General features: G+C 65.0%; 14 protein-coding genes. 2 read left to right on the top strand and 12 right to left on the bottom strand.

Annotation, left to right across the window (positions count from 1 at the left end; genetic code table 11):
* Window positions 1-81 precede the first annotated feature (81 nt).
* On the top strand, window positions 82-1,017 hold the full coding sequence (locus tag MUG94_RS04090; RefSeq protein WP_227891552.1) for an alpha/beta fold hydrolase: 936 nt from the start codon (window positions 82-84) through the stop codon (window positions 1,015-1,017).
* Here MUG94_RS04090 and MUG94_RS04085 read toward each other — a convergent pair.
* The 6 genes from MUG94_RS04085 to MUG94_RS04060 all read right to left on the bottom strand — a co-directional run bounded on the left by MUG94_RS04085 (window position 1,014) and on the right by MUG94_RS04060 (window position 8,079).
* The gene (locus tag MUG94_RS04085) at window positions 1,014-2,474 is read right to left on the bottom strand and encodes an SLC13 family permease (protein ID WP_227908534.1); all 1,461 of its coding nucleotides are present in this window, start codon (window positions 2,472-2,474) and stop codon (window positions 1,014-1,016) included. The two genes, MUG94_RS04090 and MUG94_RS04085, sit on opposite strands and share 4 nt — an antisense overlap.
* A gap of 159 nt (window positions 2,475-2,633) precedes the next feature.
* Window positions 2,634-3,650 carry a glycine betaine ABC transporter substrate-binding protein gene (locus MUG94_RS04080; RefSeq protein ID WP_227908520.1) on the bottom strand — a complete coding sequence of 339 codons (1,017 nt, stop codon included), beginning with the start codon at window positions 3,648-3,650 and terminating at the stop codon, window positions 2,634-2,636.
* On the bottom strand, window positions 3,651-4,469 hold the full coding sequence (locus MUG94_RS04075; protein ID WP_227908519.1) for an ABC transporter permease: 819 nt from the start codon (window positions 4,467-4,469) through the stop codon (window positions 3,651-3,653).
* Window positions 4,466-5,698: an ABC transporter ATP-binding protein gene (locus MUG94_RS04070; RefSeq protein WP_227908518.1), complete on the bottom strand. Its 1,233-nt coding sequence runs from the start codon at window positions 5,696-5,698 to the stop codon at window positions 4,466-4,468. The genes MUG94_RS04075 and MUG94_RS04070 overlap by 4 nt, the downstream gene beginning before the upstream one ends.
* Complete coding sequence (locus MUG94_RS04065) at window positions 5,691-6,332, bottom strand: ABC transporter permease (RefSeq protein ID WP_227908517.1); 642 nt, start codon at window positions 6,330-6,332, stop codon at window positions 5,691-5,693. The genes MUG94_RS04070 and MUG94_RS04065 overlap by 8 nt, the downstream gene beginning before the upstream one ends.
* A gap of 76 nt (window positions 6,333-6,408) precedes the next feature.
* Window positions 6,409-8,079, bottom strand: a complete 1,671-nt coding sequence (locus MUG94_RS04060) for a glycoside hydrolase family 13 protein (RefSeq protein ID WP_227908516.1) — start codon at window positions 8,077-8,079, stop codon at window positions 6,409-6,411.
* On the opposite strand from MUG94_RS04060, the gene MUG94_RS04055 reads away from it, so the two are divergent.
* On the top strand, window positions 8,069-8,224 hold the full coding sequence (locus MUG94_RS04055) for a hypothetical protein (protein ID WP_227908515.1): 156 nt from the start codon (window positions 8,069-8,071) through the stop codon (window positions 8,222-8,224). The two genes, MUG94_RS04060 and MUG94_RS04055, sit on opposite strands and share 11 nt — an antisense overlap.
* Window positions 8,225-8,232: 8 nt before the next feature.
* Here MUG94_RS04055 and MUG94_RS04050 read toward each other — a convergent pair whose 3' ends face one another.
* The 6 genes from MUG94_RS04050 to MUG94_RS04025 all read right to left on the bottom strand — a co-directional run bounded on the left by MUG94_RS04050 (window position 8,233) and on the right by MUG94_RS04025 (window position 14,257).
* A complete protein-coding gene (locus tag MUG94_RS04050; protein WP_227908514.1) occupies window positions 8,233-9,249 on the bottom strand; it encodes a zinc-binding dehydrogenase in 1,017 nt (338 codons plus the stop codon).
* A gap of 142 nt (window positions 9,250-9,391) precedes the next feature.
* Window positions 9,392-10,447: a zinc-dependent alcohol dehydrogenase family protein gene (locus MUG94_RS04045; RefSeq protein ID WP_227908513.1), complete on the bottom strand. Its 1,056-nt coding sequence runs from the start codon at window positions 10,445-10,447 to the stop codon at window positions 9,392-9,394.
* Between the two features lie 145 nt (window positions 10,448-10,592).
* Window positions 10,593-11,033, bottom strand: coding sequence for a YchJ family protein (locus MUG94_RS04040; protein WP_227908512.1), 441 nt, complete (start codon window positions 11,031-11,033; stop codon window positions 10,593-10,595).
* Between the two features lie 39 nt (window positions 11,034-11,072).
* Window positions 11,073-11,378, bottom strand: coding sequence for a hypothetical protein (locus MUG94_RS04035; protein ID WP_227891562.1), 306 nt, complete (start codon window positions 11,376-11,378; stop codon window positions 11,073-11,075).
* A complete protein-coding gene (locus tag MUG94_RS04030; RefSeq protein ID WP_227908511.1) occupies window positions 11,375-12,739 on the bottom strand; it encodes a serine/threonine-protein kinase in 1,365 nt (454 codons plus the stop codon). Before MUG94_RS04030 ends, MUG94_RS04035 begins: the two co-directional genes overlap by 4 nt.
* A 216-nt stretch (window positions 12,740-12,955) precedes the next feature.
* Window positions 12,956-14,257 carry an Nramp family divalent metal transporter gene (locus tag MUG94_RS04025; protein ID WP_227891564.1) on the bottom strand — a complete coding sequence of 434 codons (1,302 nt, stop codon included), beginning with the start codon at window positions 14,255-14,257 and terminating at the stop codon, window positions 12,956-12,958.
* Window positions 14,258-14,465: the final 208 nt, after the last annotated feature.

The raw sequence follows: 14,465 nt of genomic DNA, 5'->3' as shown, positions 1-14,465 counted from the left end.
CGGATTGGCGGACCGAGGCACGGGGTGGTTGGCTGGTGCCAGCTTGGCACGCGAGTGCCTGCCCCGCGGAAGGAAAGCGCCATGGCTGAAGGATTGCCCGGTTTTACCCGTTTTGAACAGTTTGCCGTGGAGGTCAACGGCATTACGGTTACCGGCCGCATCTCACGCACCGATGACACTGGCGGTCCCGGCGGCGGCAGTTCCAAGCCGGCGCTGCTCCTGCTGCACGGGCATCCGGAAACGCACCTCATGTGGCACAGAGTTGCCGATGCACTGGCGGAGCACTTCACCGTGGTGGCACCGGACCTGCGCGGTTACGGCGGTTCGTCCAAGCCCGCCGGAGAAGCGGACCACTCCACGTACAGCAAACGCGAAATGGCCAGGGACGCCGTCCTGTTGATGGAGCATTTCGGATCCGAGCGCGGTTTCGGAAGCTTCGCCCTGTGCGCCCATGACCGGGGAGCCCGGGTGGGGCACCGGTTGCTGGCTGATTTCCCCGGAGTGGTGTCCAAAGCCATGTTCCTGGACATTGCTCCCACCCTGGACATGTACGCGGCAACCGACCGGGCCTTCGCGGAGGCCTATTTTCACTGGTTCTTCCTGATCCAGCCGGCACCGCTGCCCGAGGCCCTAATCGAAGCCGATCCGCGGGCCTACGTGGAGAACATCATCGGCAGCCGCTACGCCGGGCTGGGGCCGTTTCCGGCTCCGGTGCTGGATGCCTATGTGGCAGCCCTGTCCTCTCCCGGCGCTGTTCATGCCATGTGTGAGGACTACCGCGCCGCAGCCACCATCGATCTGGAACACGATCGGGCGGACCGCGACGCCGGGCTCACCCCGGCGGTTCCGCTCCGCGTACTGTGGGGAGCCCACGGGGTTATCGAGTCGCAGTTCGATCCGCTGGCGCTCTGGGGCAAAGCAGTGCCCGGTGCCACCGGCAGGGCCGTGGACGCCGGGCACTATCTTCCCGAGGAAGCCCCGGAGGAAGTTCTGGCGGAGATGCTCGCGTTCTTCTAGTACACGATCCCGAACACCCACACAGCCAGGGTGAATGTCACCAGCGTGGTTAGGACCAGGGCAATGAGGTTCAGCCAGATGCCGGCTTTCACCATGTCTGCGATCTGGACGTGACCGGAGGAGAACGCGATGGCGTTGGGCGGGGTGGCCACCGGCAGCATAAACGCGCAGGTTGCCGCAATGGCCACCGGAATGACCAGCAGCATCGGATCAACGCCGAGGCCAATCGCCACTCCGCCGATCAGCGGCAGGAACGTCGCCGCCGTCGCCGTGTTGCTGGTGAGTTCCGTCAGGCCCAAGACCAGGGCCGCGACCACCACAACGATCAGGATCAGCGGCAGTGTTTCCAGTGCGGATACCTGCGTGCCGATCCATTCGCTGAGGCCGCTGGCGGTGAAGCGGGCGGACAGGGCGAGTCCGCCGCCGAAGAGGATCAGGATGTCCCAGGGCAGTTCCTTGGCGCTGGACCAGTCCAGCAGCGGCACGCCTTTCTTGATGCTGGCCGGGATGACAAAGAGCAGGACGGCCACGCCCATGGCGATCACGGCGTCGGCGATATTGGAATCCGGCCAGACCAGCGGCACCGTGATCCATGATGCGGCTGCCAGGACAAAGATGGCCAGCACCTGCTTTTCGCCCAGGGACATTCGGCCGAGCCGCTTGTACTCACGCTGGATCATTTCCTTGCCGCCGGGAATCTCCGTGATTTCCGGTTTGAAGATGACGCAGGTCAGCAGGTACCAGGCGAGCGCCATGAAAATGACGGCCAGCGGCACTCCGACCAGCATCCACTGGCCAAAGCCGATGTTCACGCCGTGGGCTTCCGCCATGTATCCAACCATCAGGGCGTTGGGCGGCGTTCCGATGATGGTGCCCAGAGACCCGATCGACGCTGAGTAAGCGATGCCAAGCATGAGCGCGATGCTGAAGTTCCGCGGAGCCTTCTTCTCTTCATTCAGGTTGGCCACCAGGGTCAGCACGGAGATGCCGATGGGCAGCATCATCACCGCTGTTGCCGTGTTGGACACCCACATGCTCAGGAAGCCCGTGGCCACCATGAAGCCGGCAATCAGCTGCTTGGGTTTGGTCCCCACCAGAAGCACGGTGGCCAGTGCTATGCGGCGGTGAAGGTTCCAGCGCTGCAGGGCAAGGGCGAGGAAAAAGCCGCCCATGAACAGGAAAATGATGGGATCAGCGTAGGGCGGCGCCGTTTCCTTGATGGTGGAGACGCCCAGCGCCGGAAACAGCAGGAGCGGAAGAAGCGCCGTCGCGGCGAGCGGAATTGCCTCCGTCATCCACCACACCGCCATCAGGACGGCAACGGCTGCAGTTGCGCGGGCGGGCTGCGCGAGGTCCTGCGGCATGATCAGGTAGACCACCGCACCCAACACAACACCGAACAACAATCCAAGGCGCTTGCGCAGCAGCACCCGTCTGTCTTCGGCAGGGGCAAGCATCCCCGGCGCGGTCTGTTCGTCAGTCTCTGTACTTGGTGCGGTACTGGGCAGTGTCACAGTGCAGTCCTCCAGATGAGTGGGCGGGCGTCCCCTCATCCAACCCCAGCTCTGCCGTTGAACGCAAAGAAAGCCAGGTCACAAAACCGCACCGAAACTGCGCTACTGCGCGGGACTTACCAACCCCTCCGCCACCATCCAGTCATAGGCCACCTGCTCCGGTTCCTCGCCCTGGACATCCACTTTGCGGTTCAATGACCGCATGGTTTCGTCGTTCAGCTTCGCGGCCACCTGTTCCAAAACCGCTTCCAGTTCCGGATACTCCTGCAGGGTCTTGGTGTAGATCACCGGTGCGGCGTTGTAGGCCGGAAAGAAGCTGCGGTCATCTTCCAGCACCACCAAGTCCAGGGCGTCAATCCGTCCGTCCGTCGCGAAGACTTCCCCAACCGTGCACTCCCCCTGGTCCACCGCTCCGTAGATCGCGCCGGTGTCATACAGGCCCACGTTCCCTTCCGGAACCACGCTGCCGCGGTCCAATCCGTAGAGCTGAAGCATCGGGGTGAACCCGTCCTGCCGGGAGTTGAATTCTGCCTCCACGCAAAAGGTCAGATCCTGCACCGGCAGTGTCGCCAGGTCGGAGATGCTGCTGACGCCCAGCGCTTCGGCCCGCTCTCGGCTCATCGCCAGCGCGTACGTGTTGTTCAACTCCGCGGGGGCTCCCCACGTCAGCCCGTTGGCGATATCGGCGTCGTACACCGCCTGCCACTGCTCCTGCTGGTCGGGGATCCCCTGCTCCTCGCCCAGATACGTAAGCCACGCAGTTCCCGTATATTCCCACATGATGTCCGCCTGCCCGCTGCGCAGCAGTTCCCTGGCAGGAGTGCTGCCCGGCACGTTGCTCAGGTCCGTGACTTCGAACCCGGCCGCTTTGGCGGCCAGGACGCTCATCTTGCCCAGAATGAGCTGCTCCGTGAAGTTCTTCGAGGTCACTGTGACGGACGCCCCCTCGGGCAGGTCCTCAATCGGTTCAATGCTCCCCGGCGCCACCGGCGGGACGTAGGAACCCGCCGGCTGCAGCCCGCAGCCCGACAACAGCAGGGCGACGACGGCGAGTGCGGCCGCGAGCGCGGCAGCAGACCGGCTGCGTGGTGCCCGGCTTGTCTGCGGTGCAGTACTCATTCAGATACCTTTCGGACGTGCAACGTACTCCACCACACGGCCAATCCAGTCCACCATCAAGGCCAGCAGGGCCACCATGACGGCACCGCTGATCAGCACCCTGGGCAGGTTCAGGTTCACGCCCGTGGTAATCAGGACGCCCAGCCCGCCGCCGTTGATGAACGTGGCCAGCGCTCCGGTACCCACCAGCAGCACCAGAGCGGTGCGGATCCCGGCCAGCATGAGCGGGACGGCCAGGGGCAATTCCACCCGGAACAGCACCCGCGCGGCGCTCATGCCCATGCCGCGCCCGGCCTCAACCAGCCGGGAGTCCACGTGGTCCAGACCCAGCATGGTGTTGCGCAGCACGGGCAGCAGCGCATAGAGAACCAGGGCCACCACTGCCGTCCGGAATCCGAAACCCAGCCAGAAGGCCAGCAGCACCACCAACCCGATGGCCGGCGCCGCCTGGCCGATGTTGACCACCGCCAGCACCGGGCCGGTCAAAAAGCGCAGCGGCCTGCGGGTCAGGAGCACACCCAGCGGAAGGGCGATGAGCAGCACGATGACGGCTGAAACTGCGGTCAATCGCAGGTGTTCCAGCGTATATACCCAGAGGGTGGCCGGATCCAGAGTGGTCAGTTCGGTCTGCGTCAGGTCGGCTGCCGAGAGCCAGAACAGCAGAATCCCGAGGGCCGCAGCGATCCCCGCCAGCTGCCAGATGAGCCCCCGCGGGGAGCTTTCCCTGAGCTCTGATGCAGCTTCGGCATCGGTGAGCCGCTGTTCCGTCTCGGCCGTCTTCGGTACGGCGACAACTCCTGCCGCACTGTTGGTGCTCATGGCTGCCCCGCCTCCGTGGAACCCGCCGCTGCCGGGCGTCCCCTGGGAGCCCGCTTCCGCTCCCGTTCCTGTCGGGCGTTGGATACCCACTGCCGCGTGCGCACTGTCTGCAGAATGAGCGGAGCATCAATCACGCCCTGCAGGTGTCCCTGCGCATCCGTGACGAGCACCCCGTCACGGCTGGACACCAGCACCAGGCTCAAGGCGTCGGCAAGGTTGTCGCCGGGGCCAACAACGGGAAGTTGCGGTTGCCGGTCAGCGGGAAGCACCCTCAGCTTCTCCAGTTCGGCTACCGAGAACCAGGCAACGGGGCTGCCGGTCCCGTCGACAACCACCGCTGACTGCTGACCCGCTGTCAGTGCCCGGGCCAGAAGGTGCTGCGGGCCTTCCTCAACGGTTCCGCTGACCACCGGCAGGGCGGGGACGCTGCTGATCCGGGCCAGGCCGAGCTGTTTGAGGCCGGCATCGGCGCCGGTGAACTGCCGCACAAAGTCGGTGGCCGGTTCGGCCAGGATGCGCTCCGGGGAGTCGTACTGAACCAGGTGCCCGCCCTCGGCAAAAACGGCGATGCGGTCCCCCAGTTTGAGGGCCTCATCAAAATCATGGGTCACGAACACCACGGTTTTCTCCAGATCCGCGTGGATGCGCAGCAACTCATCCTGCAGCCGTTCCCGGGTAATCGGATCCACTGCGCCAAACGGTTCATCCATGAGCAGGATCGGCGGGTCCGCGGCCAGTGCCCGCGCCACTCCCACCCGCTGCTGCTGGCCGCCGGAGAGCTCCTTGGGGTACCGGTTCCGGTAACGCGCCGGGTCCAGGGAAACGAGGTCCAGCAGTTCGTCGACCCGGCGGGCGGTGCGTGCCTTGTCCCACCCCAACATGGAGGGAACGACGCCGATGTTCGCCGCCACTGTCATGTGCGGGAAAAGACCCCCGGCCTGGATCACGTAGCCGATGCCGCGGCGCAGCTGATCTGCATCGGCGGCGGAGATGTCCTGGCCGCCCAACAGGATCTGCCCGGAGGACGGTTCAATGAGGCGGTTGATCATTTTCAGCGTGGTGGTCTTTCCGCAGCCTGAAGGGCCCACCAGCATGACCATGTCTCCGGAGGAGATCTCCATGTTCAGGTTGTCCACGGCCGCGCGGTCCTGGCCGGGGAACCGTTTGGAGACGTCCCGGAGCAGGATTCCGGCAGATGACCGGGCAGAAGGAGAATTCGTTTCAGACACGGATGCCTCTCGGTATGGTCAGCCGGCCGAGGCCCACCAGCAGAAGGTCCAGGATGAGTGCCAGCAGCACCACCCCCACCACGCCGGTCACCACGGATTCCAGGGAATTGGCACCGCCCAGCCGGGACAGGCCGGAAAAGATGAAGCTGCCCAAGCCAGGGCCAAGGGCGTAGGCTGCCACGGCCGCTATACCCATCACCATTTGGCCGGAGACCCGAATGCCGGAGAGGATCACCGGCCACGCCAGCGGAAGTTCGATCCGGAAGAACAGCCGCAGCCTTCCCATCCCCAGTCCCCGGGCTGCTTCCACAGTGTTCCGGGGGACACCGGACAGGCCAACAATGCCGTTGCGAAGGATGGGCAGCAGGGCATAAAAGCCCACCACGATGACGGCAGGAAGCACGCCGAATCCCAGCGGGGCAATAAGAAGGCCAATGAAGGCAAAGGATGGAATGGTCAAACCCACGGCACTGATGCTGTCCGCCGCAGACCGCGGGGACGACCGCCGATAAGCCAAAGCCGCGATCAGCACGCCCAGAACTGCGGCGACCGTCAGGCACTGCACCACCAGCGAGAAATGCTGCCAGCTCGAAAAGAGGATGTCATTCCAGCGCTGCGCAATGAAGTCTGTCACGCCAAACCCACTTCGTCGGTTGGGTGGGATCTGCTTTCATTCCAGCGTAAACCGGCCCTCTGCCGGTGGGCAGGGGCTAGGCCGTCAACAGCCACGCAGACGTATCAGTTGCCAGCGCTGCCCGGGTCCCGGACTCACTGGCCAGGATTAGTTTCCCGGCAGGCAAAAGCACGTCCCGGTCACCAAAGTTCACCAGGCACAGCAGCCGGCCGCGCCGGAAGGCCAGGACATCCGCACCAAAGTCCTGCCAGCTGATCTCCGGTCCGGGGTTGGTTGCCAGGACCTGCCGCCGCACGGCGGCGGCTTGCCGGTACAGCGCCAGGAAGGAACCGGCGTCGTGCTCCTGCGCCGAGGCGGCGTAGGAACCCCAGTTCCGCGGCTGCGGCAGCCAGGGCACGCCGTCCGTAAACCCAAGACCGGGGCCATCGGCGTTCCAGGGCAGGGGCACGCGGCAACCGTCCCGCCCCTTTTCCGCTCCCCCGGTGCGCGCGAAGATGGGGTCCTGCAGGCAGTCCGCGGGAAGATCCGGCACTTCCGGCAATCCCAGTTCCTCTCCCTGGTAGAGGTACGCGGCACCGGGCAGGGCCAGGGTCAGCAGCACCGATGCCCGCGCCCGGCGCCGGCCCGCGGCGTCGTCAGGCAGCGGATCGGTGCCGTTGGATGCGCTCCAGCGGAGCACATCGGTGCCGGTGGGCAGTCCGTAGCGGGTGCGGTGCCGAACCACGTCGTGGTTGGACAGCACCCAGGATGTCGCCGCGCCCACCCGTGCCACCCCGGCCAGGGCGTCGTCAATCACTGTCCGGAAGACATCCGGACTCCAGGGGCTGCGGAGGTAGAAAAAGTTGAAGGCCTGGTCCAGCTCATCGGTGCGGACATACATCGGCAGCCGGTCCAGGCTCACTCCGGCCTCGGCCACGGCCAGGCGCGGCGGATCGTACTCGTCCAAGATCTTCCGCCATTGCCGGTAGACCCCGTGCACCTCGTCCCGGTCCCAAAACGGATGGTCGTCCCCCTCCGGCGAGGACAGCAGCGGGGCACTGTCAGCCCCGAAGGTGTTGCGGAGCGGCAGCTCCAGGTCCTTCATCAGCCCGTGCGCCACGTCAACTCGGAATCCGTCCACGCCCAAGTCGGACCAAAAGCGCAGGGTGTGCTCAAAATCCGCGCGCACCCCGGGGTGGCGCCAGTTAAAGTCCGGTTGTTCCTTGGAGAAGATGTGCAGGTACCACTGCCCGTCCGGCACCCGTTCCCACGCCGGCCCGCCGAATTTGGACTGCCAGTCCGACGGCGGCAGTTCCCCGTCCCGGCCGGCTCCGTCGCGGAAGATGAACCTTTCCCGTTCCTCGGATCCCGGCCCGGCGGCCAGGGCGGCCTCAAAGTCCGGATGTCGGTCCGAGCAATGGTTGGGGACAACGTCCACGATGATCCGGATGTTCCGCGAATGGGCCGCTGCGAGGAGGTCCTTGAAATCCGCCAGCGTGCCGTACATCGGGTCCACGTTGCGGTAGTCGCTGACATCGTAGCCGCCGTCGGCCTGCGGCGAGGGAAAAAACGGGGTCAGCCAGAGGGCATCCACCCCCAGCCCGGCAAGGTAATCCAGCTTGGACGTGACACCGGGCAGGTCGCCGATGCCGTCGCCGTTGGAGTCGGCGAAACTGCGCACATACACCTCATAGATGAGGGCGTCGCGCCACCACGTGGTTTCTCTTCCCGATGCCATCTGCTGTTCCGTCCCGTTGATGAGGTCCATACGGTTCCTCATAGTCGAGCACACCACAGGTCAGGACCATCGGCTTCATTGGCAGCGGGACACCCCGGCGTACGTTACGGCCCTGGATGCACAGGGATTGGAGCAGGCACTGGCCGAAGCGTTCCGCTATGCCGACATGCCCTAGCGGGCAGCTTACGGAATCAGCACCAGACGGATCGGGTTGCCCTCCTTGGCGTCCAGCGCCCTGACCGCCTCCGCTGCTTCACTGAGCGGAATACGGCCGCTGATGGACTTGGCGAAGTCCAGCCGGCCCAGCCGGGTCAGGTCCACCAGCTGCGGCACGTGATGGGCTTCGGAACCGTAGTGGCCCAGAATCTGCTTGCGCGCATAGGAGAACCCGGTGCTGTCAGCGATGGTGATCGGGGTGCCGCTCAGTCCCACCAGGACCAGCCGGCCGTGCCGGCCCAGGCATTTGATCGCCTGGGCACGCACGGCGTCAACGCCGGCAAAGTCCAGGGCCACGTCCAGTCCCTTGCCCGCGGTGGCCGCCTTCATGGCATCCGAAAAGTCTTCCGCCATCGGATCCAGGGCGTAGTCAGCGCCGAATTCCAGGGCGCGGTCGCGGGCCTCGGCGATGGGGTCCACCGCGATGATGGGCGCCGCCCCGATCAGGCGCAGCAGCTGGACGCCGTGTGCGCCCAGTCCGCCGATGCCCCAGACACCCACGGCTTCTCCGGCGCGCACATCGGCGGTAGAGGAGATGGCACCCCAGGGAGTGGAGACGGCATCCGGAATAATTGAGGCCTGGTCAAAGGGAATGTCGTCTCCCAGCGGCACCAGGACGCCCGCCGGCACGACGACGAATTCGGCCCAGCCGCCGTCGTAGTCCACGCCCATGGTGAGGGTGGTGCCGTTGTACTCGTAGCCGGCCTGAATGACCACGCGGTCTCCGGGCTTCGCCGAGGTCACGCCCGGGCCGGGGAGATCCACGGTGCCGGCCACCTCATGACCAAGCGTCACTTCGCTGCCCCGGAGGAACTGCGGACGCAGCAGGCCTTGAATCAGATGAACATCCGAGAGGCAGACACCTGCCGCACCCACTTTGACGCGGACAAACCCGGGCCCGGGTTCCGGAACGGGAACTTCCTGAAGCGCAAACTCCTTCGTCTCGATGTTCAAACGTCCTGCAAGCATGGTGCCGGCTGACATGGAAACCTCTTTCGCGAAGATGGGGGCGGTCGATTGGAGCGCCGCCTCCATTATGTCTCCGCTGCAAGGCGGGCAGCAAAAGGACCGCAGGCCGCCGGTGGAACGGCGGCCTGCGGTCCGGGAACCGGAAATCGGACACTGCTTAGGCTTGAAGGATGACCTTCAGCGCGTCAGTTTCCGCGGCCCGGGAAAACGTGTCATAGGCCGTCAGGATGTCATGGAGCGGATAGCGGTGGCTGATGAACTCCTCGGCCGGCAGCTTTCCCTCGGCAACCAGCTTCAGCAGCATGGGCAGGGTGTTGGTGTTCACCAGGCCCATGCTGATGTTGATGTTCTCGATCCAGAGCCGGTCCAGCTCCAGGCTGACCGGCTTCCCGTGCACTCCCACGTTGGCGACGTTTCCGCCGGGGCGGACAATGTTCGTGCACATTTCGAAGGTGGCCGGTATGCCCACCGCCTCCACGGCAACGTCCACTCCCCATCCGTCAGTCTGGGCCATGATTTGCTCGCGCCAGTCGGAATCACCGGAATTCACCCCGTGCGTGGCACCGAACTTGCGTGCCTGCTCCACCCGGTTCGCGTCCAAATCGACGGCAATGACTTTCGCCGCCCCGTAAAGCTTTGCCGTGGCGATGACCGCCAGGCCAACCGGCCCGGCGCCGATCACGGCCACGACGTCACCCGGTTTCGTCTGCCCGTACTGCACTCCCATTTCGAAGCCCGTGGGGAAGATGTCGCTGAGCAGCACTCCGTGCTCAGCGGAGACCTCCTCCGGCAGGTGGTACAGCGACGTGTCGGCATACGGAGCCCGCACGTATTCGGCCTGGGTGCCGTCAATCAGGTGTCCGAAAATCCATCCGATGCCGGAGCTGCCTTCCTCGCCGACACAGTGGGAGTACAGTCCGTCGCGGCAGAAGGTGCAGGAACCGTCGGCCGACACACAGGACAGGATGACCTTGTCGCCCACTTTAAAGTTGCTGACGCCGCTGCCGATTTCGGTGATGGTACCCACGCCCTCATGGCCCAGGATCCGGCCCGGGGTCACGGCCGGGACGTCTCCCTTGAGGATGTGAAGGTCTGTGCCGCAGATGGTCGTGGCGTCGATCTTGACGATGGCGTCGCGCGGCTCCTGGATCTGCGGATTCGGAACGTCCTTCCACGATTTCTGTCCCGGACCGTCATAGACAAGTGCTTTCATGGTGTCCTCGTCTGTTCGGACCGATCCTTGATGTCAGGCCGCCTCAGCAGCCTGGTCCGGCGGATTCCGGAACACGGAGCGCAGCGCCCCTGATCGGTCCATTCCAGCCTAGGAGCCGGACACGAGGACACGGAAGAGCCGCGTGCTATTCACCGTCCAGATAGAGCCAGACTCCGTCGACGCGGACAAAGCGGCTGGTTTCTTCCTGTATTCCGCGTGCGGCTCCGTCCCGGTAGTGGGCCCGGAACCGGACAACTCCCTGCCCGTCAAGCGGTCCGCCGTCAGAGGTCTCCACGATGTCCAGACGGCGCCACTGCAGGTCTCCGTCCAGTTCCAGACGATCCGGACGGGTCGACGGGTGCCAGGTCCTCAGCAGGTACGGCTGGTCGCCTACGGCGAAGGCAGAGTAACGGGAGCGCATCAGGGCCTCGGCTGTGGGGGCGTTCCCGGCTCCGGAGTGGTATCTGCCGCAGCAGCCGGCATAGGTTTCCCCGCTCAGGCAGGGGCACCGGTCGCCCGGCGCGGGTACGGCTGACGTGCGGTTGGAAGCGGGGGCAGGGTCAGAGGCACGAGCAGCTGAGGTCATGAACCCATTATCTCCGGTTCTGTCCCTGGATCCGGCAGCTCATTTCTGCAGGGAGATCTCAGTCTCCAGGCTCAGCCGCACGGCGTCGATGGCCTCGCCGATCCGCTGCCCGCGGTTCGCGGACACCTCCCCCTGTCGCGTGGCGGTCTCCAGCCGAACCGTCAGGTCGTCCAGGTCCTGAAGAGCCTCCTGGTAGCGGCCGGCAGAGGCTGCCTCTGTTACGGCGGACACCTCTCCCTGGAGCTCCTCCGCAGTGCCCGGCTCAAGTCCGGCGGACTCACAGCCGGTCAAAGCGGTGCCCGCCAGCAGGACCGCAGCCACGGACACCATTCTCAGCCGACTCACGGCGTGACGCTTTCCTGCAGTTGGCGAAGGTGCTCCCCCAGCTGGCCGGGGACTGCCGGATAGCCCGGGTCTTGGGGAAAGATACCCATGCGGTCGGCCACCATGATCACTGCCATGGCCAGGACCGCCACGGCCACGAATCCCAGCAGCGTCCGCCCTGCCAGCGCCAGCCTTGTGGGACGCCCGGGCACCGCATGCAGGGAAGCCGACGCCGAGGCGGACCGTCTCTGAGCGGGTCCCACGCGGGGCGGCATGGGCGGTGGAGCCGGAGCTGAGGTACCTCCCGCCGCCGAAGCCGGCAACTCTTGCCGTTCCACCGGTGCCGGCTCGCTTTCCCCGCGGTCGGGCTCGGAATCCGGTGCCGGCCCGCTTTCCAGTGCCGGATCCCGGCCCGCCTCACCGGAAGTACGGATCACGACGTCGGCGGTGGGCTCCCCGCCGTCGTCGGCTTCCCAGTCTTCCTCCCGGTTTCGCGGAGCCGTCGTGGGCTTTGCCTGCATCTCCCAGCGGTACTCGAGCAGCGCCGCTGACACTTCCGCTGCCGTTGGCCGCTGATCAGGATCGCGGGAGGTCATGGCCCTGAGCAGCGAGCACCAGTAGGATCCGAGGGCGTCCGGCACCTCGGGATTGCGGCTCAGCCGGGCGATGGCAGCTTCCACGGCGCTGCCGCCGAACTCGATGCGCCCGGTCACGGCCTCGAGGAGCACCAGTCCCAGGGAATAGATGTCACTGGAAAACCCAACGTCCTTGGAACTGGCCTGTTCCGGGCTCAGATAGTTGGCGGTGCCGAGGGTGGAGTTGGTAGCCGTAATCCGTGCGCCGTCCAACATGCGTGCTATCCCGAAATCGGTAAGTTTGGCCCGTGGGAGGGTCCCCGAGATTGCCGGGGGCAGGAGGATATTCGCCGGCTTCACATCCCGGTGGATAACTCCGCGCCCGTGGATGTATGCCAGCGCCCCGGCCAGTTCAGCTCCGATGTGGGCGACGTCCGGAGGGCTCAGCGGATCGGCATCGCGAAGCCGCTTCCGCAGGTCCGGGCCGTCAACCAGTTCCATCACCAAGAAGGCGCGGGGTTCGCCCGCTTCGCCGTCGTCACGTCCGGCATCGTCCTTGCCGGCGTCAAACAGTGTTACCAGGCCCGGGTGTGAGAGAGACGCCAGTAAACGCATTTCGGTTTCCTGGCGGCCAACGTCGTCTGGAGCGACGGCGCTGGCCCGGAAGAGTTTCACGGCGATGTCTCGGCCGAGAGCCTCGTCCTGTCCACGATAGACGGTGGCCATGCCACCGTGGCCTATGGGTTCGATGAGTCGGTATCGCCCTGAAATGAGCCGATTGGGGCCATCTGCTGCGAAACTATCCATGCTGCAACCTCTTCTCGCCTTTCCAGCGTAGCCGAGGGAAATCATGGCGTGGATGGCCCGTGACGAGTTTTTTTACCCCCTCCGGGACCTCTCGCAGAAGTGTCTCCGTTGCGCTAAACTGCCCTGCCGCGAACGTCGCGGCAGGGCAGTTTGGAAGCCGGGATTTCAGCCCGTTTGTCCCGGATGGAATCCCGTTCGGATCCGCCCGGAACCAGGTCAGAAGGCCTTGATGATGGCGTCGATGACCTGCTGGACACCAAGCGCAATGAACAGCAGAGCGGTGATGCCCAGGGCGATGTTGGTGTGCAGCTTGTTGGCCCAGGCCTTGGGGACGCGGCGGCCGTTGAGCAGCCCCAGCAGCGTGATCGCCAGGAAGGGCATGAACAGCGAGCCCAGGACGCCGTAGGCCAGGATCAGCCCGATGGGCTTGCCCAGGATGAACAGCAGCATCGGCGGGAAGGTCAGCCACAGGAGGTAGAACTTGAAGTACTTTCCGCCCACCCGGGTGTCCTCGTGACCGGATTCCTTGCCGCGCATGTTGCCCCAGAAATCGGCGAACATCAGGGAAACACCGTTCCAGACACCGATGATCGAGGAGAAGGAGGCAGCCCAGAAACCGACCAGGAAGCCCGTGCCCACAACGTCGCCGTACTCGGCCTTGAGCACGTCGTAAAGATCCAGCAGGCCTTCGTCACCTGAGCTGAGGGAGATGCCGGCGGAACGGACCACTTCAGCACCGACAATCAGCATGGCGATCACAAAGATGCCGGTCATGACGTACGCCATCGAATTGTCGATGCGCATGACCCGCATCCACTTGGGCGTGTACCACCCCTTTTCCCGCAGCCAGTAGCCGTACGCCGCCAGGGTGATGGTTCCGCCCACACCGCCGGCGAGGGCCAGGGTGTACACCAGGCCGCCTTCGGGGATGACGGGAACAAGGCCCGACATCATTTCCGGAATATTCGGCGCGGCGATGACTGCCAGCCCCACCACGGTGACGAACATGATGCCCACCAGCACCGCAGTGATTTTTTCGAAGGTGGCATAGCGCCCGAACCACACCATGGCGAAACCGGCCAGGCCCATGAGAATGGCAAAGACCCACAGATCAACCGCGGGGAACAGCGCGGCCAGGGGCAGTGCGGCGGAGGACATGGCCGTGGCTCCGTAAACGAAGCCCCAGATCATGATGTAAGGACCGAAGTACCAGGTGGTCCACTTGCCGAGTGAGCGCCATCCTTCGAAAATCGTCTTGCCGGTGGCCAGGGTATAGCGTCCCGCGCCCTCAACGAGGATGATTTTCAGGATGACGCCGAGAATGACCGCCCAGAGCAGCCCGTACCCGTACCGGGATCCGGCGACGAGCGTGGCGACCATGTCCGCGGCGCCAACACCGGTGGCGGCCACCACGAGTCCGGGACCGACGACCTTCCATTTGGCGGGGGCACCGCCGTCATCATCTATCCGGTCCGCGTGCGCGACCCGTGACGGGGGAATAGTGCTTTCATCGGCCATGGGCCAGCACTCCTAACTCTGGTTTTGGGCAGCCGAAAGCGGGTGTGCTGACGGTCACTGGGATGTATGCATTGTCCCACATGTGTTGACGCTGGCCGGAATCAGGGCCGGCACGTTTCAGCCTGCGGTTGCCTCGGCTTTGACGGCTAATGCGCAAGGACGGACTTCGGCAGCTGGAACTGCTGGAGGCTGCTCTGGAGCGCTCGGT

This window comes from Arthrobacter gengyunqii, assembly GCF_023022985.1.
In the GTDB taxonomy this organism is placed as follows: Bacteria; Actinomycetota; Actinomycetes; order Actinomycetales; family Micrococcaceae; genus Arthrobacter_B; species Arthrobacter_B gengyunqii.
The sequence above is the reverse complement of the archived record's forward strand: the minus strand, read 5'-3'. Positions and strand labels throughout refer to the sequence as shown.